The organism is Nocardia inohanensis NBRC 100128, assembly GCF_001612945.1.
Classification (GTDB): Bacteria; Actinomycetota; Actinomycetes; order Mycobacteriales; family Mycobacteriaceae; genus Nocardia; species Nocardia inohanensis.
Map to the genome: position 1 here is coordinate 58265 of NZ_BDBK01000014.1, position 17428 is coordinate 75692.

General features: G+C 69.5%; 14 protein-coding genes. 1 reads left to right on the top strand and 13 read right to left on the bottom strand.

Translation table 11 applies throughout. From position 1 onward, the window contains the following. Positions 1–410: 410 nt before the first annotated feature. The 13 genes from NI1_RS25890 to NI1_RS25945 are packed head-to-tail and all read right to left on the bottom strand — an operon-like array spanning position 411 to position 13860. Complete coding sequence (locus tag NI1_RS25890; RefSeq protein ID WP_067825653.1) at positions 411–1550, bottom strand: LLM class flavin-dependent oxidoreductase; 1140 nt, start codon at positions 1548–1550, stop codon at positions 411–413. Further along, complete coding sequence (locus tag NI1_RS25895; protein WP_067825656.1) at positions 1547–2371, bottom strand: DUF1684 domain-containing protein; 825 nt, start codon at positions 2369–2371, stop codon at positions 1547–1549. The genes NI1_RS25890 and NI1_RS25895 overlap by 4 nt, the downstream gene beginning before the upstream one ends. Continuing rightward, complete coding sequence (locus NI1_RS25900) at positions 2368–3732, bottom strand: NtaA/DmoA family FMN-dependent monooxygenase (RefSeq protein WP_067825658.1); 1365 nt, start codon at positions 3730–3732, stop codon at positions 2368–2370. Before NI1_RS25900 ends, NI1_RS25895 begins: the two co-directional genes overlap by 4 nt. A gap of 9 nt (positions 3733–3741) precedes the next feature. Further along, positions 3742–4842, bottom strand: coding sequence for an LLM class flavin-dependent oxidoreductase (locus tag NI1_RS25905; protein WP_067825659.1), 1101 nt, complete (start codon positions 4840–4842; stop codon positions 3742–3744). Beyond that, positions 4842–6542: a dipeptide ABC transporter ATP-binding protein gene (locus NI1_RS25910; RefSeq protein ID WP_067825661.1), complete on the bottom strand. Its 1701-nt coding sequence runs from the start codon at positions 6540–6542 to the stop codon at positions 4842–4844. The genes NI1_RS25905 and NI1_RS25910 overlap by 1 nt, the downstream gene beginning before the upstream one ends. Then, positions 6539–7408 carry an ABC transporter permease gene (locus tag NI1_RS25915; protein WP_067825663.1) on the bottom strand — a complete coding sequence of 290 codons (870 nt, stop codon included), beginning with the start codon at positions 7406–7408 and terminating at the stop codon, positions 6539–6541. Before NI1_RS25915 ends, NI1_RS25910 begins: the two co-directional genes overlap by 4 nt. After that, positions 7401–7577, bottom strand: a complete 177-nt coding sequence (locus NI1_RS38175; protein ID WP_157535351.1) for a hypothetical protein — start codon at positions 7575–7577, stop codon at positions 7401–7403. The genes NI1_RS25915 and NI1_RS38175 overlap by 8 nt, the downstream gene beginning before the upstream one ends. Next, the gene (locus NI1_RS25920; protein ID WP_067825665.1) at positions 7570–8532 is read right to left on the bottom strand and encodes an ABC transporter permease; all 963 of its coding nucleotides are present in this window, start codon (positions 8530–8532) and stop codon (positions 7570–7572) included. The genes NI1_RS38175 and NI1_RS25920 overlap by 8 nt, the downstream gene beginning before the upstream one ends. 4 nt (positions 8533–8536) lie before the next feature. Continuing rightward, on the bottom strand, positions 8537–10138 hold the full coding sequence (locus tag NI1_RS25925; protein WP_067825667.1) for an ABC transporter substrate-binding protein: 1602 nt from the start codon (positions 10136–10138) through the stop codon (positions 8537–8539). Continuing rightward, positions 10135–11205, bottom strand: coding sequence for an LLM class flavin-dependent oxidoreductase (locus NI1_RS25930; protein WP_067825668.1), 1071 nt, complete (start codon positions 11203–11205; stop codon positions 10135–10137). Before NI1_RS25930 ends, NI1_RS25925 begins: the two co-directional genes overlap by 4 nt. 3 nt (positions 11206–11208) lie before the next feature. Continuing rightward, positions 11209–12189: a transporter substrate-binding domain-containing protein gene (locus NI1_RS25935; protein ID WP_067825670.1), complete on the bottom strand. Its 981-nt coding sequence runs from the start codon at positions 12187–12189 to the stop codon at positions 11209–11211. Between the two features lie 31 nt (positions 12190–12220). Further along, positions 12221–12985 (bottom strand): amino acid ABC transporter ATP-binding protein, encoded by a 765-nt coding sequence (locus NI1_RS25940; protein WP_067825672.1) that lies wholly within the window; start codon positions 12983–12985, stop codon positions 12221–12223. After that, a complete protein-coding gene (locus tag NI1_RS25945; RefSeq protein ID WP_245663402.1) occupies positions 12982–13860 on the bottom strand; it encodes an amino acid ABC transporter permease in 879 nt (292 codons plus the stop codon). Before NI1_RS25945 ends, NI1_RS25940 begins: the two co-directional genes overlap by 4 nt. A gap of 534 nt (positions 13861–14394) precedes the next feature. On the opposite strand from NI1_RS25945, the gene NI1_RS39935 reads away from it, so the two are divergent. After that, entirely contained in the window at positions 14395–17427 is a 3033-nt protein-coding gene (locus tag NI1_RS39935) for a helix-turn-helix transcriptional regulator (RefSeq protein ID WP_067825674.1), read from the top strand. Position 17428: the final 1 nt, after the last annotated feature.

Below are 17428 nucleotides of genomic sequence, written 5' to 3' on the forward strand. Positions count from 1 at the left end.
AGGCTGGAGACCCGCCACGCACCAATCTCGCAGGCTGGAGACCCGCCGCGCACCGAACCCTCAAACTAGGCCCCCCGCCGAGCGTCAGCTCGGCGGGGGGTTCCTTGCCAACCGTCAGCTCGGCCGTGGGTCCTTGCCAACCGTCAGCTCGGCCGGGGTTCCTTGCCAACCGTCAGCTCGGCCGTGGGTCCTTGCCAACCGTCAGCTCGGCCGTGGGTCCTTGCCAAGGGTCAGCTCGGCGGGGGCTCTTCAGTTCGTCTCTCCTGCACGGGAAGTGGTTGGGGGCCGGGCCCGGATGGTCCACTATCCGGGCCCGGCCCTTCCGCATGTGCGCGAGGCCCTGCGCGACATGCGGGGTTCCCGTCGCTCGCCGGTGGAGTCCCCGTTCCCCGGCGTGCGACGGGAAGTTTCTAGGCGGCGCGCACGTCCTGGCGCAGGCCCCATTCGCGGGCCAGGAGGCGGTGGGAGTTGAGGCGGTCGGCGTGGTCGAAGGTGACGCTGGTGACCACGATTTCGTCTGCGCCGGTGAGTTGTTGGAGGGCCCGGAGGCGTTCGGCGACGGTTGCGGGGGAGCCGACGAATTGGGTGGTGACGCGGTCGTCGACCAGGCGGCGCTGGGAGTCCGAGAGGGGTGGGGCGGTGTCGGGGTTCAGGTATTCGGCGGCGCCGGCACCGCTGCGGATGCTGTAGACCCAGTGGCCGTAGGTGGAGGCCAGATGCTGGGCGGTGGCATCGTCTTCGGCGACCACCACGTCGGCCGAGACCACCAGGTAGGGGTCGGGGCGGGCGGCGGTGGGGCGGAAGGCGGCGCGGTACGCCTCGACCGTCTCCACGATGGTGCCCGGGGAGACGTGATAGTTGGCGGCGAAGGGGAGGCCGAGTTCGCCTGCCAGCTGGGCGCTTTCGCCGGCGCTGCTGCCGAAGAGCCAGAGTTGCAGGTCGGCGTTCTCGCCGGGGACGGCACGCAGTTCGACGCCGTCGTCGGTGATGTAGTTGCCTTCGAGGAGGGCTTTGATCTGGTGCACCTGCTCGGTGTAGTCCAGGGGTTGCGCGCCGGGCAGGTGCAGGGCTTCCAAACCCGCTGCGATACGGGTGAAGTCGAGCAACTGGCCGGGGTTGAATTGCGGCGGGATGACCACGCCGTCGCGCACCTCGGTACGGGCCCGCGGTTTGGCGGGCACGGGCGGCACACCCGCGGAACGCAATTGGTTGCCGCGGTGACCGGAACGCCCCAGGCCCAGGTCGAGCCGGCCCGGATACAGAGCGTCGATGGTCCCGAACGACTCCACCACCGAAATGGAGGTGTGGTGGCCGAGTTGCACGGCGGCGGATCCGACGCGAATGGTTTCGGTGGCCGCCGCGATCAGGCCGATCAGCGTCGTCGAGGCGGAGGACGCGACCCGCACGAAGTGATGCTCGGCCACCCAATACCGGTTGTAGCCCCAGCGTTCGGCGTGCTGCGCCAGGTCGATGGTGTTCCGAAGTGCCTGTGCGGCCGTCGATCCGGCGCTGATGGGCGACAGATCGAGCACCGAGAGCGGGATGGTCATGCGCTGTGCTCCTTCCGCGGATCCTGCTCGCCCGCCGTCACCGAGAACGGCAGCCGGTTCTCACTCGGCGCGACCGGGCAGGTGGCGTAATCGGTGAAGGCGCAGGGCAGGTTGAGCGCGCGGTTGAAGTCGAGGACCACCGTGCCGTCGGCATCGGGGGTGGGCAGGTCCAGCCGCCGTGCGCCGCCGTAGGTGGTGCTGCCGCTGGTGCCGTCGGTGAACAGGATGTGCAGCCCGAAGCTGGGGCTGCCGAAGACGACGAGCTCGCGTTCGACGCCGTTGACCTCGAAGGTGACGACGCCGGCCGCGGAGTGGTGATGTTCCAGGCCCTCGACCACCGCGCCCGTGGTGACGGTGCGGGCTTCGTCGAAGGCGCGGTAGCGCCCGGTCAGCACCCATTGCGGATTCGCCTGGTACACCGGGATTTCGGTGAACGCGGCCAGGGTCGCCGCCGCCGGGTCGTGAATGCGCAGCGCGAACTGCCCGGTGCGGCGGATGACCTCGATGGCGCGGTCGCCGGTGCGGATCTCCAATCCGGGCGCGCCCTCGCCCGGGGTGAGCACGACCGTGCCGATCAGCTCCGCACCGTCCAGGCGCAGCGCCGAGCTCGCGTCGGCCACCGCGGCCGGATCGACGGTGAGATGGACGTTCTCCCCGTCGACCCGCCAGGTTCCCGGCACCCCGTCGAAGGTCTCGTCGGTCTCACCCAGCCAATGCAGTCCGGTGAGGCTCAGCCAGCCCAGCGGCTGCCGGGCCCAATTCGCGCGCTCGGTGCGCCAGGTCGCCCACTGCTGTTCGAATTCGGTGACGGTAGCGGTCATGATGCGCGTACTCCTTCGGTGCCGTGGTGGGGGTGGCGCAGACCGAGGTGGTCGCGCAGGGTGGTGCCGGTGTACTCGGTGCGGAAGCTGCCGAGCTCCTGGAGTTCGGGGATCACCTTCTCGACGAATTCGTCGAGACCGGTGGGGGTGAGGTGCGGGACCAGCACGAAACCGTCGGCGGCGTCGCTCTGCACATAGCGGTCGATCTCGGCCGCCACCTGGCGCGGCGTGCCCACGAACTGCTGGCGCGCGGTGGTGGCGATGATGAGTTCGCGAATGGAGAGCCGCTCGGCCGCGGCCTTGGCGCGCCAGGCGGCGGCGACGGCGCGCGGGTCTTTGGCGTGCCGGACGCGCCCGCGGGTGATGTCGGCGTTCTCGGCCGGATCGATATCGGGCAGCGGGCCGTCGGGATCGTAGCCGGAAAGGTCACGGCCCCAGACCTGTTCGAGAAAGGCGATCGCGGTCTGCGGCGAAACCTGTTGATGGCGAATCGCGTTCGCGTGCTCGGCGGCTTCCTCCGGCGTGTCGCCGAGCACGAAACCGGCGGCGGGCAGGATCTTCAGATCGTCGCGATTGCGGCCGTACTTGGCCAGCCGGTCCTTGACGTCGGTGTAGAAGCGCTGCCCGTCCTCGAGCTCGCCGTGCGCGCTGAAGATGACATCGGCCTTGGCGGCGGCGAATTCGCGGCCCTCGTCGGAGTCGCCAGCCTGGATCTGCACCGGATAGCCCTGCGGGCTGCGCGGCAGCACGAACTGGCCTTCGATATCGAACTGATCGCTGCTGAACCGAACGGTCGGTGCGGGCGGCGTGAACACACCCCGCTCACGATCCACGATCAACTCGTGCCCCGCGCGGCTGTCCCACAGCGCCCGGGTGGCATCGACCACCTCGTTGGCCCGGGTGTACCGCTTCGCGTGCTCCAGGTAGCCGCCGCGCCGGAAGTTCTCGCCGGTGAAGGCATCCGAGGAGGTGACCGCGTTCCATGCCGCACGGCCACCGGACAGGTGATCGAGCGACCCGAATTGCTTCGCCAGCTCGTAGGGTTCGTTGAAGGTGGTGTTGATCGTCCCCGCCAGCCCGAGGTGCGTGGTGACGGCGGCGAGAGCGTTCAGCACCGTGAAGGTGTCCGGCCGCCCCACCACGTCCAGATCGTGGATCCGCCCGAGATGCTCGCGCAGCCGCAGCCCTTCGGCCAGGAAGAAGAAGTCGAAGAGTCCGCGTTCGGCGGTGCGCGCCAGGTGCACGAAGGAATCGAAGTCGATCTGGCTGCCCGAGCCCGGATCGTTCCACACCGTGTGGTGATTGACGCCCGGGAAGTGCGCGGCCAGATGAACCTGCTTGCGTATGCGATGGTCCGGCATGGTGCCTCCTCAGGAATGGGCGTAGCGATTGGCGGGACGCGGCAGACCGAGGCGTTCACGCAGGGTGGGGGTGTCCGCCGAGACGACCGCCGGCGGCGCGATATCGGGCAGGTGCGGCAGCGCCGCGGGCAGGGCCAGCGGACGCAGCACCACGCCGTCGGCGGCGTTCCGGTCGCTCACCTCGGTCAGCAGGCCGCGCAGTTCCGCGGCGGTGCCGATGTGGAAGACGGTGTGCGGGGCCGCCGTCGCAGCCCAGTCCTCGAGTTGCGCGACCTCGGCGGCGGCCCGATCCGCGGTGGCGGCGAGGTGAATATCGATATCCAGCAGGATCCGGACCTGATCGGGGTCGCGTCCGGCTGCGGTTGTCGCCGTGCGGATTTCGCGGCGGTAGGCGATCGCGGTGGCCAGGTCACCGGCCGTGATCCGGATGAGGTCGGCGCGGCGGGCGGCCACTCCGGCACTGTGCGGGCCGGCGGCGCGCACCGCCACCAGCGGCTGCCCCTGCGGCGGGCGCGGAGTGATGGACGGCCCCTTCACCGAGAAGTTGTCGCCCGCGAAATTGATGTAGTGCAGCCGATTCCGGTCGATGAACCGCCCGGTGGGCACATCGCGAATCTCGGCGTCGTCCTCCCAGCTGTCCCACAGCCGCGCCACCACCTCGGCGGCTTCATCGGCTTCGTGCCAGCGCGAAGCGGCATCCTGTTCGTCCTTGCGGCCGAAGAGTTTCGCTTCGCCGGTCGAGACGGTGAGCTCCCAGCCCGCGCGACCGGCGCTCGCGAAGTCCAGGCTCGCAATGGCTTTCGAGAGATGGAACGGTTCGGTGTGCGTGACCGACGCCTGCGGAATCAACCCGATCCGCCGGGTGACGGCGGCGACCCGGGCGGCCACCGCCACCGCGTCCAGCTGCCCCGCCGCACCCGCCGGCAACGCGAAAGCGTCCGGCAGGAAGGCGAAGTCGATGCCCGACTCCTCGGCGGCCCGCACCGCGTCCACCCAGTACCCGGCGGTGAACAACTCCTCGGCGCGGGAATCCGCGCGCCGCCAGGAAGCGGGGTGCGCGCCGGTACCGGAGAGCTCCAGGCCCAGCAGCAAGGGAGTTCGATCGGACATCACGCGGTCCTTTCCAGAGGGGTGGGCGCGACCGGTACGGCGGCCAGCAGTTCCCGGGTGTACTCGTCTCGCGGCGCGTCGAAGAGCGTTGCGGTGTCCGCGGTTTCGACGATTCGGCCGTGCCGCATGACCGCTACCCGGTCGGCGAGCCGCCGCACCACGGCGAGATCGTGCGAGATGAAGAGGTAGGCCAGGTTTCGTTCGGCCCGCAGGCGCTCCAGCAGGTCCAGGATCTGCGCCTGCACCGAGACGTCCAGTGCGGAAACCGGTTCGTCCAGGATCAGCAGGTCCGGACGCAGCGCCAGCGCGCGGGCGATGGCGACCCGCTGCCGCTGACCGCCGGAGAGCTCGGCCGGACGGCGATCGAGGTAGTCGCCCGGCAGCGCGACCTGTTCCAGCAGTTCGGCCACCGTGTCGCGGCGGCCGCGCCGGGTGCCGATCCCGAACGCCTGCAAGGGCTCCGCCACGATCTGCGCGATGGTGAGTTTCGGATTCAGGGACACGTAGGGGTTCTGGTACACGACCTGAATCCGCCGCCGCAGCTCCCGCAGCTTCGCCCCGCGCAGCGTGGTGATATCCGCCCCGTCGAAGGTGATGGTGCCCGCGTCCGCCGCCGCCAGCCGCGCGATGATCCGCGCGGTGGTGGACTTGCCGGAGCCGGATTCGCCCACCACGGCCAGGGTTTCGCCGCGCCGGACCTCCAGCGCGACATCATCCACGGCCGTCAGCGTGAAATCCCGCGTGATTCGGAAGGACTTCCGCAACCCGGTCGCGGTCAGCAGCGGACGGGGGTCGTCACCGTGCGCGGTCACCGCGGCAGCGCCGGGCTCCGTCCGCGCTACCGCCGCGGCGGCGCCACGAGGACCGTTCGCGTCGGGACGACCGGAGTCGGTATGGCTCGCCGCCCGCCCGCCGGAGAGGGCGGGGGCCGCCGCGATCAGGCGTTGGGTGTATTCGTGCTGCGGATCACCCAATACCGCCGCGGCGGTGCCGGTTTCGACGATGCGGCCCTGTTGCATGACCGCGATGCGGTCGGCTCGTTCGGCGGCGACGGCCAGGTCATGGGTGATCAGCAAGACGGCGGTGCCGGATTCCGAGGTGCGGCGGGCCAGGTGGTCGAGGATGCGGCGCTGCACCGTCACATCGAGGGCGCTGGTCGGCTCGTCGGCGATCACCAGGTCGGGCGTGCAGGCCAGCGCGATACCGATGAGAACGCGCTGCCGCTGACCGCCGGAGAGGTCCTGGGGGTATTGGCGCGCACGAAGTTCGGGGCGGTCGAGCCCCGCCTCCTCGAGAATGCGGATCGCCTCGGTCGCCGCGGTGCGCTTGTCGGCGCGACCGTGGATGCGCAGCACCTCCGCCACCTGATCGCCGATGCGCAGCACCGGGTTGAGGGAGGTGCCGGGGTCCTGCGGAACCAGGCCAATACGTGCTCCACGCAGGTGTTGTAGCGTCCGCTGGGGAGCACGGTCGATGCGGTCGCCCGCGAAGGTGATCTCGCCCTCGGTGATCACACCGCCATCGAGCAGGCCGATCACCGAATGCGCGAGAGTGGACTTGCCGGAACCGGATTCGCCGACCAGCGCCACGGTCTCCCCCCGCTCGACGTGTAGATCCACCCCTGCCACCGCACCGGTGACTCCGGTACTGCCCCGGTATTCGACCCGCAGGCCCCGAACTTTCAGCAATGGATCACTCATCGCGAGTTGTCCTTGTGCAGAGCGCGCGCGATGCGCTGGGTGGAGAGCACCAGGGCGACGATCACGATCCCCGGCAGCGTGGTCAGCCACCACGCGGTGGCGAGATAGTTGCGCCCCTCGGAGATCAACGTCCCCCACTCCGGAGTCGGCGGCACCGCGCCGTAGCCGAGGAAGCTCAGTGAGGCGACTGCCAGCACGGACACCCCGAAATCGACGGTGGCCAGCGCGGCCACCGGACCGTACGCATTGCGCAGCACATGCCGGAACAACACGGTGTGCCAGCGCACCCCGGCGGCGAACGCGGCCTCCACATACGGTGCGCTGCGCACCCGCAGCACCTCGCCCCGCATCACCCGCGCGAACCTCGCGATCAGCGAAACGCCCACGGCGATAGCCACATTGCGTGTTCCGAGGCCCAGCACGGTGATCAATGCCAGCGAGGTCAGCAGCTCCGGAATCGACAGCAGCACATCGATGACCCGGCTGATGGCGGTATCCACCAGCCCGCCCGCCATACCCGCGACCAAGCCGACGAGACTGCCCACCACCAGCCCGAGCAGCACCGCGCACACCGTCGCGGTCAACGACAACGCCGCCCCGTGCACGATCCGCGTGTACAGATCGCGCCCGAGATTGTCTGTCCCGAACCAGTGTTCGGCGCTCGGCCCCCGCAACTTCTGCGCGGGCACCCCGGCCAGCGGATCCCGAGCGGCGAACAGCGACGGCGCCAGCGCCCATCCGAGGACCAGCAGCACCATCAGCCCGGCAACCGCCAGCCCGAGATTGCCGCGCAGCCAGCGTGCCGCCCGCCGCACCGGAATGGACGGCAGCACGGTCGATTCGCGCAGCGCCAGCGCCTCAGCCATCGATCATCGACCTGCCGTGCTCGGACCCGTTCTCGCCGTCGGCGGACCACCAGGCCAGGCCGGGATCGACCAGCGTGTGCGACAGCAGCAGGCGGCGGGAGCGGGGTCCACTCGAACTGCGCAGGCGATCACGCAGTTCGCGCAGGAAGCGGGGTGAGAGTTCAGGCATTGGCGCGCTCCTTGGTCGAGACGCTCTGTGCGATACGGGGATCGATGAGGGGTTGCACCAGATCGACGAGCAGGGTGACCGCCACGAAGACCAGGGCGGCGAAGGTGACGATGCCCTGCACGACGGGGATGTCCTGGCGCAGTACGGCTTCCTGGGTGAGGCGGCCGATGCCGGGACGGGAGAAGACCGTTTCGACGACGACCGAACCTGCCAGCACGGTGCCGACCCAGAGTCCGGAGACGGTGAGGGCCGCGCCGGCGGCGGGGCGCAGGACATGGCGGAGCTGCACCCACCAGCGGGATGCGCCCTTGGCGAAGGCGACCTCCACGAACGGCTGCCGCCAGGTGCTGATCAGGCTGGAGTAGAGGACCTGCGCGATGACCGCACCGACCGGGATCGACAGGGTGATCGCCGGGAGCAGGGTGGCGGTGAGGCCGGTGCCGCCGAAGGCCGGGACCAGGCGCAAACGGAACGAGAACACTTGCAGGAGCAGCAATCCCACCCAGAAGGTGGGGGCGGACGCGCCCAGCGGCGGCAGGGCGGTGAGGAAGCCGCGCAGCCAGCCGCGTTCGGTGTAGGCGGCGGCCAGAGCCAGAGCCGCACCGCCGACTACGGCGAACAGCATGGCCAGCGACGCCAGGGCCAGGGTCGAGGGCAGGGCCTCGCCCAGTGCGCCGGTGACGGATTGACCGGTGCCGATGGAGTGGCCGAGGTCGCCGCGCACCGCATGGGTGAGCGCCGTCCAGTACTGGACCACCAGCGGTTCGTCCAAACCGTACCGGGCGCGCATCTCGGCGATGGCCGCCGCGTCCACCCGGGTACCGGTGGTGGCGTCCCCCGCCGCGATCTCCACCGGATCGGCGGGCAGCAGGTACAGCACCACGAACGACAGGGTGAAGGCCGCCCACAGCACGCCGATCGCCTGCGCTACCCGTCCGATCACGTACCGCCGCATGGGTTTACCGCTTCACCCAGGTGTCGTGGAAGACCAGGCGCGCGGAGGCGTCGAACTTCACGCCCGCCGCGGCCGGCGCGACGCCGATGGCCTGCGACAGCTCCAGGGTGGGAATCCACAGGCCCTCGTCGAACACCGCGTTCTGGGCCTCGCCGAGGATCTTGGCTCGCTGCACCGGATCGGTCACCGAAAGCTGTTGTGCCAGCAGCGCATCCAGCTTGGTGGCCTCGGTGCGCGCATTGAAGTTGCGCTGGTCCAGCGCGAAGGTGCGCAGGATGTCACCGTCGGCACGGCTGGTGTTGTAGTAGTTGACGTCGAAGTCCTTGTTGTTCTGCCGGGTCGTCCACTCCGCCACCGAGACCGGCTCCAGCCGCAGATCGACGCCGATGGCGCGGAACTGCTGCTGGGTCAGCTCGAGAATGGCCTGGTTGGCGGCGAACACGGGCGCGAACACCACGCCGAAGGACAGCCGCTGCCCGTCCTTCACCCGGATGCCGTCGCCGCCGGGCACCCAGCCCGCCTGATCCAGCAGCTGTTTCGACGCGGCCGGGTCGTACTTCACCCGCGACGACAGATCCAGGTAGCCCGGCGTGCGGGAGGCCAGCACGCTGGTGGCGGTCTTGAACTGCGGACCCAGCACGGTGTCCACCAGTTCCTTGCGGTTCACCGCCGTGAGCAGCGCCGCCCGCACCGCGAACTCGCGCAGCGGGCCGCGAGTCACATTGGGCTGCAAGCCGAACGGAATGCCCGGGTTGGAGGTGAACTGCACCCGCCCGCCGGCCGCTTCGATCTGCGCGACGTCCTGCGGCAGCGCGTCGCTGATCGCGTCCAGCTGCCCGGAGGCGAGCGAGCCGGTCCGGACGCCGGCCTCCGGCACCACGGTGAACTCGATCTTGTCGAGGTAGGCGTCACCACGGTGATCCTGGAGCGACGAGCCCCAGTTGTAGCCGGTGCGCTTCGCCAGCGTGACGGACGCGTTCTGCTTCCACTCCGCGTAGGTGAACGGACCGGAGCCGATATTGCTCCCCAGGCAGCGCTCGTCGGCCGACTTCGCGACGGTCGCCTCGGACTGGATGCCGAGCTGCGGCGTCGAAGTCGCCTGGAGGAACTGGGAATTGGGCGCGCCGAAGTCGACCTGCACGGTCCGCGCGTCGAGCACCGTGGCACCGGCGTATCCGGCCAGGTATCCCGCCGCGAGCGGCGCCTTCACCGCGCCGATGGCGACCACGGAGTCGAGGTTCTTCTTCACGACCTCGGGGGTGAGCGGCGTGCCGTCGCTGAAGGTGACGCCCTCCTTCAATCGGAAGGTGAAGGATTTGGCGTCCTGGCTGACCGTCCACTGATCGGCCAGCCACGGCCGCAGCTCCCCGGAATCGGGATCCTGATCCAGCAGCGAATCCACCACCTGCCGGGTCACGTAGATGGTCTGGTTCGTCCCGGACTGCACCGGATCCGAGCAGGTCGGGGCCACCGACAGGCCGTAGCGCAGGGTGCCGCCGGACTGCGGCGGACCATCGGCGGCGGTGCTGCCGCCACCACCGCCACCGCAGGCGGCGACGGACAAGGTGGCGGCCAGGACTCCGGCCAGGGCCAGGGGGCGTTTCATCGAATGACTCCGGAGGGGTAACGATCGGCTCCGAGCGGACGGCTCGGAATGCGCTGCCGCAGTTCGGGTGCGACCTCGGATTGGAAGAGCTCGAGGCTCTCGCGATGCTGTTTCTCGGTGCGGCCGTCACCGTCCGCGCCCAGATGGACCACCTCGTGACCGAAGCGCTCGTGATAGCGGGACAGCTTGTCCAGCACCTGCTGGGGACTGCCGATGAGCGCGGAGGATCGCTCGGCGAAGTCCTCCACGCTGTCGAACACGATGGGCACGTTGAACTTTCGCGCCACCGCCTGCCGCGCCTCGAAGATCGGCCGGTAGGCGGCGATGGCGTCCTGGGAATCGCGGGTCACCAGGAACCCGGCGGTGCCCGCGCCCACCAGCGCTTCGGCCGGGTCGTGGCCGTAGGCTGCCCAGCGCTCGCGATAGTGATCGATCAGCTCCGCGTACGGTTCGATCGGATTGGTGACATTGGCGGAGAAGAGCGGATCACCGTGCAGCGCGGCGTAATCCGCTGATTCCCGGCTGGTGGCGCTGCCGTGCCAGATGCGCAGCCGCGGCTGCAAGGGCCGGGGCAGGGCTTTGGCGTCGGTCAGCGACGGCCGGAAACTGCCCGCCCAGGTGACGCTGTCGCTGTCCCACAGCTTGCGGAACAGTTCGTAGCCTTCGCGATTGCGATCCCACTGATCCTCGGTGGTGACGTGGAACAGCTGGGCCTGCGCCGCGCCGTTGCCCTTGCCGATGATGATCTCCAGGCGGCCGTCGGAGAGATTGTCCAGCGTGGAGTAGTCCTCGAAGGCGCGCACCGGATCCAGCAGGCTCAGCGTGGTGACGCCGGTGAACAGCGCGATCTCGGAGGTGACGGCCGCGATATGGCTGAGCACCACCGGCGGGGCCGCCGAGATGAACGGATCCTCGTGCCGCTCGCCGACCGCGAAACCGTCGTAGCCGAGGTCCTCGGCCAGCTTCGCGCTCTCCACCACCCGGCGCAGGCGCTGCCGGGCGGTCTCGGTCGCCCCGGTGATGGGGTCCGGTACGTGCGTGATCAGGGTCAGCAGTAGGAACTTCACGCCTCAGCCCTTCTTCTTCGGGAGTCCGGCGGGGTTGATCCGCGACTGCTTCACGACCTCGCTGCTCAGGCCCCAGCGGTCGATGACCTTCTGGTAGATCCCGTTGTCGATGGCGTATTGGATGGCCTGCTGGAATGCCTTGATCAGGCCGTTGTCCTTGCGGGTGAGGGCCGCGATCTCGGCTTGCAGGGCATCGCCCGCACCGGAGACGGTGGTGACCACCTTGGTCTGGCCGGCGGTGGCGGAGTGGTACTGCGCCGACGGGTTCGGGCCGAGGTAACCGTCCAGGCGGCCCGAGGACAGCCCCAGGTAGTAGTCGGTGACCTGCTGGAAGTACTGGATCTCGATCTTGGGCAGGCCCTCGGCGAGGTTGGCGTCGTTCCACGACACCAGCACCTGCTCCTGGTTGGTGCCGGAGCCGACGCCGATCTTCTTGCCCGCCAGCGACTTCCGGTCGGCGAAGGTCCAGGTGGCGTCCTTGGGAACCTCCAGGGCGATATTGTCCAGGCGGTAGGTGGCGAAGTCGTACTTCTCCTTGCGCTCCTCGGTGACCGTCACGTTGGAGATGAAGGCGTCCACCTCACCGGAGTCGACCTTCACGAAGTTCTGCGCCCAATCCGCCACGCGCGCATCCAGTTTCAGACCCAGGATGTCGGCGATCACGGTGGCGAAGTCGATTTCGGAGCCGACCACGGTGCGATCGTCGGTGGCGTAGAAGCGCAGCGGCGGCGCGGCCCCGGCGGCCCCGGTGACGATCAGCGTGCCGCGATCCCGGATGGCCTGCGGCACCTGCGCGGCAATGGCATCGACCTTGGTCGCGTGCACCCGGCCGGACTGCTCCGGCGAGAGATCGTAGGTGGTGCCGTTGGCGGTCCGCACACTCGCGTCGCCGTCGTCGCCCTTACCGCACGCACCGGCGAGCAGGCTCAACGCGGTGAGGGCGGCCAGGGCGGTGACCCGTCTGCGACGGCTCTTCAGGGACATGTGAACGGTTCCTTGTCTATCGGGTTGCGCGTCAGAGCGCGTGCGCGAGAAAGGCTTTGGTGCGCTCGTGCGCGGGGGTGTCGAAGACCCGGGCGGGCGGGCCGTGCTCGACCACCCGGCCCGCGTCCAGCAGCACCACGGTGTCGGCGACCTCCCGCGCGAAACCGAGTTCGTGGGTGACGATGACCAGGGTCGAACCGCCGCGCGCCAGATCGCGGATGACGTCGAGCACCTCGCCGACCAGTTCGGGATCGAGGGCGGAGGTGGGTTCGTCGAACAGCACCACCTCCGGCCGCAGGGCCAGCGCCCGCGCGATGGCGACGCGCTGCTGCTGGCCGCCGGAGAGGCGCTTGGGGTACTCATCGGCCTTGTCCGCCAAGCCGACTCTCGTCAGCAACTCCAGGGCTTCGGCCCGCGCCTCGTCCTTGGGACGCCCCTGCGACGCGATCGGCGCGAGCGCCACGTTCTCGAGTACCGTCAAATGCGGGAAGAGATTGAAGTTCTGGAAGACGAAGCCGATCCGCGAACGCTGCCGCAGGATCTCGCGTTCGGACAGCTCGTGCAGCTTGTCGCCCTTGCGGCGGTAACCGACCAGTTCACCGGCGACCCGCACGGTGCCCGCGTCCACCTGCTCCAGATGGTTGATGGTGCGCAGCAGCGTGGACTTGCCCGAACCGGACGGACCCAGGATGACGGTCACCTCGCCGGGCCGCACCGCCAGATCGACTCCGGCCAGTACCTCGGTGCCGCCGAAGGACTTCCGCACCCCGCGCAGGTGGATCGCGTACTCGCTCATCGCACGTGCCCCTTCGCATAGTGCCGTTCGATGTAGTGCTGCACGATGCTCAGCGCGGTGGTCAGCACGATGTACCAGACGGTGGCGACCATGAGCAGCGGCACCACCCGGCCATTGCGGCCGAAGATCACCTGCACCTGGTAGAAGAGTTCGGCGATCGCCATGGTGGAGACGATGGAGGTGCCCTTGAACAGGGAGATCACCTCATTGGCGGCGTTGGGCAGGATCCCGCGCATGGCCTGCGGCGCGATCACGGTGAAGAACTGCCGCCGCCAGGGCAGGCCGAGGGCTTTGGCGGCCTCCCACTGCCCCTGATCCACCGAGATGATGCCCGCGCGGATGATCTCCGCCGAGTACGCGGCCTGATGCAGGGCCAGGCCGATCACCGCGGCCGTGAAACCGCCGATGACACCGTTGGTTTCGAATGTTACGAATTCCGGCCCGAACGGAATACCCAGTGAAAGCGTCTTGTACAGGTAGGCCAGATTGAACCAGAACAACAATTGCACGATCAGCGGAATGGACCGGAAAGCCCAGATATAGGTCCACGAAATCGCCTGGAACACCGGGTTCTTCGACAGCCGGCCGATGGCCAGCCAGATCCCGATGAAGAAACCGAGCAAGGTCCCCCACACGGTCAGCTCGATGGTCACCTTCAACGCGCTCAACACCGACGCGGCGGTGACGTACTGCGCGAACGTGGACCAGTCCCAGCCCGGATTGGTGATCAGGCCGTGCGCGAACTGCGCGACCAGCAGTAATGCGATGCCGCCGGTCACCCACCGCCACGGATGGCGCTTGCGGGCGACGGGCAGGACGGCGTCCTCGTCCTCGTCCGCTCCCGCACGCTTGGGGGGTGCCGCCAGAATGCTCACCCGAACGACCATACGAAGGTGAGTGGCGGCGGTCACCGATCCGGATCAGCATGAATTCAATAGGCGCGCAAGGGGTTTCCCACAATTTCCCGGAAAACACCGTGAGCCCGCCCGGTCGTGGCAAGACCGGGCGGGCTCACTGTCCCGCCACGGTGACAACCGCGAGGCGGGCGGATCCAACAGGAGTACCTCGGAAAGTTCAGCACCGCGCACGCCGCCGCGACAGAGTTCGGCTCAGCGCGATCGCATCCTCTCGGCGCGGGGTCGCCGGGACGACAGCGGGAGCAGGCCGCGTGACATCGTGGCGATGGCCGGGCGGAGCCGGTACGGCGTTCACGGGGATTGACGTTATGGCGCGGCGAAATCGGTCCCCGCCGCCGGATTACCTGGTTTGCCGGATGGATAGCGGGCGCGATGCGGGGACGGCCGGTGCGGGGTCATTCGACGCAGGCAGCGGCCGGTGTGCCGCCCGCTCCGCCCAGCTCTTGTGCAAGCCGAAAGTCGTCGAACAACCGTCCAGTAGAGTCGATCGACGTGTTCTACGGTCGCGCCTCGGAGATCGCCGCCCTCGACGATCTGCTCCTGCGCGCGACCACCGGCCGCGCGGGCGTAGCGGTCCTGCGCGGCGAAGCCGGCATCGGCAAATCCGCGCTGCTCGAGCAGCTGGCCACCGGCGCGACCGGCGTGGAGAACGGCTTCCGGGTGCTGCGGGCGACCGGGACGGAAGCCGAATCGAACTTCCCGTTCGCCGGACTCCATCTACTGTTCGGCAAAGCCCGGCGGCGCTTCGACCTGCTGCCCGACGCCCAGGCGGCAGCCTTGCGGACCGCGCTGGATTCCGGTGCGGGCGTGGGTAATCCATTCCTGGTCGGCGCGGCCACGCTGACCCTGCTCGCCGATCTGGCCGAGGCGCGACCGCTGCTCTGCCTGATCGACGACGCCCAATGGGTGGACCGCGCCTCCCTGGACGCCCTGCTGTTCGCGGCGCGCCGCCTCGACGCCGAACCCATCGTGTTGATCTTCGCGGTGCGCGACGACCACCTGCCGGAACTCCAGCAGCTCGCCGCCCGCGAATTCGCCCTCACCGGCCTCCCCGAGCCCGACGCCGAAGCGCTGCTCACCACCCACCACCCCGATCTCACCCCGGCGATCGCGCACTGGATCGTGCGCGAATCCCACGGCAACCCCCTTGCCCTCCAAGTCCTGCCGACCCTCCAGCACTCCGGCGGCGCGGGCGAATTCCCGCACTCCCCCGCTCCCACCCGCATCCAGCGCGCCTTCACCGACCAGATCTCCCGGCTCCCCGTAGCGGTCCGGAACCTGCTCCTGATCGCCGCCACCGACAGCAGTGGCGACGCGGCGACAATCCGCGCCGCCGCAACCCTGCTCGCCGCCGATCCGCCGCCTGTCGCCACGCCATCGCAAGGCGGTGATCCGAGTCCGGCCGCGCCCGCGGTGAATGACGGCGATCCGAGTCCGGCCGCGCCGGCGAATTACGGCGGTCCGAGTCTGGCCGCGCCCGCTGCGAATTACGGCGCTGCCCTGCCGGCGGATCAGCCGAACGCCGGAATCCCAACGGCCACCGACGATCTCCGCCGAACGCGCTCCGAGGTGGCGACGCCCACAGACGGCCCGGGCTCGGGCACAGGGACCGGCACGGGGACGGGCAACGGCACGGGGACGGGCTCGAGCACGGGCACTCCTGCATCGCTCCGGTCGACGAGCACCGCCGAACTGGCGGCCGAAGCCGCCGGCCTGCTGCGGCTCGAAGGCGATCGGATTCTGTTCCGGCATCCGTTGATTCGGGCGGCCGCGTATCAAGGCGCGAGTGCGGCCGCGCGGCGGGCGGCGCATCGGGCGTTGGCCGGGGCGCTGGTCGCGGCGTTCGATGATCGGCGGGCTTGGCATCTGGCGGCGGCCGCCACCGGGCCGGATGAGGAGGCCGCGCGGGCGTTGGAGCATGCCGCACGGTGTGCACTGGGGCGCGGTGGATTGCGGGAGACGGCGGCGGCCTATGAGCGGGCGGCCCGGCTGAGTCCGGGCGCGGCGGACAAAGGCCGGAGGTTGGCGGCCGCGGCGCGGGCAGCGGCGGATGCCGGGGATATGGATCGGGCCGAAGTCTTGGCCGAGACGGCTATCGGGTTGTTGCCGGAGCCGGGGCAATTGGCGCAGGTGGTTTCGTTGCGGGCGGCAATCGCACGGGATCAAGATCGGCCTCGGGTGGCTTATCGGACATTGACTTCGGCGGCGGCGTTCGCGGCGGAGGCGGATCCGGAGACGGCGGGACGGTTGTTGTTCCAGGCCGCGGAATCCGCTTGGAGTGCAGGCGATCTCGCGGCGGCGCGGCAGACGGCGAGGCAGGCGGAGCGGTCGGGATTGCCCGGAGCGGGACGGGTGCGGGCGCTGGTGGATCTGCTGGACGCGTTGAATTTGGAAGCGGGGAGCCAGGATCGAGGGAAGGTGGCGGTACGGGAGCTACTGGCCGATATCGGCGCCGGCGATCTGCGGGAACGCGCGCAGGTGGTGCACTGGCAATTGCTGCTCGGGGATATGGCGGCGGCGCGGGATCTCGCTGTCGCTTTGGAGGATGAGTGCCGGAATCATGGCGCGCTCGGCATCCTGGTGTCGGCTCTGTGGCTCCGGGCCCGCATCGACATCCTGCTCGGGCATTTCGCGCACGCCGAAGCGGCCGCCCGCGAAGGCATCCGGCTCGCCGCCGATACCGGTCAGCGCGCCTTTCACACCAGGCAGGCCGCGACGCTGGCGCATCTCGCGGCCCTGCGCGGAGCGGAAACCGCCTGCCGCGAACTGGCTTCCGAACCGCTCGCCCACGGCGTGGCCCCGGCCAATGTGCACGCCGAAGCCGCCCTGGGCCTGCTGGATCTGGGCCTGGGCCGCCCCGAAGCGGCCTTCGATCGGTATGTCACCATGCTCGCCGGCGCCAACCGGCACGGCGCGACCGCCAGCCTGCCCGATCTCATCGAGGCCGCGCATCGCATCGGCCGCACCGCCGAAGCCGAACCGGCGCTGCGCCTCTACACCGCCTGGGCCGAGCAGGTCCGGCACCCGTGGGCACTGGCCATCGCCGACCGCTGCCGGGCGCTTACGACCCCCGACGCGGCGGCGCGGCATTTCGAAGCCGCGCTCGAACTCCATCACACCACAACGGAGTACGCGTTCGAGCGCGCCCGCACCGAGCTCCTCTACGGCGAATGGCTGCGCCGTGAGCAGCGCCGCGCCGACGCCCGCCGCCATCTGCGCGCCGCCATGGAAACCTTCGAGCGGCTCGATGCCCGCCCCTGGGCCGAGCGCGCTCGCAACGAATTACGCGCCACCGGCGAAACCCGCACGGCCGCACCGGCAACCGATGTATTGACGAAATTGACGCCGCAGGAATTGCAGAGCGTGCAATTGGCGGCGGAAGGGTTGTCCAACAGGGATATTGCCGCCCGGCTCTTCCTGAGCCCGCGCACGGTCGGATATCACCTGTCGAACGCGTACCCGAAACTCGGCATCACCTCACGACGCGAATTGGCGTCCTTCCGCGACCTCGCCGCCACGCGCTGAG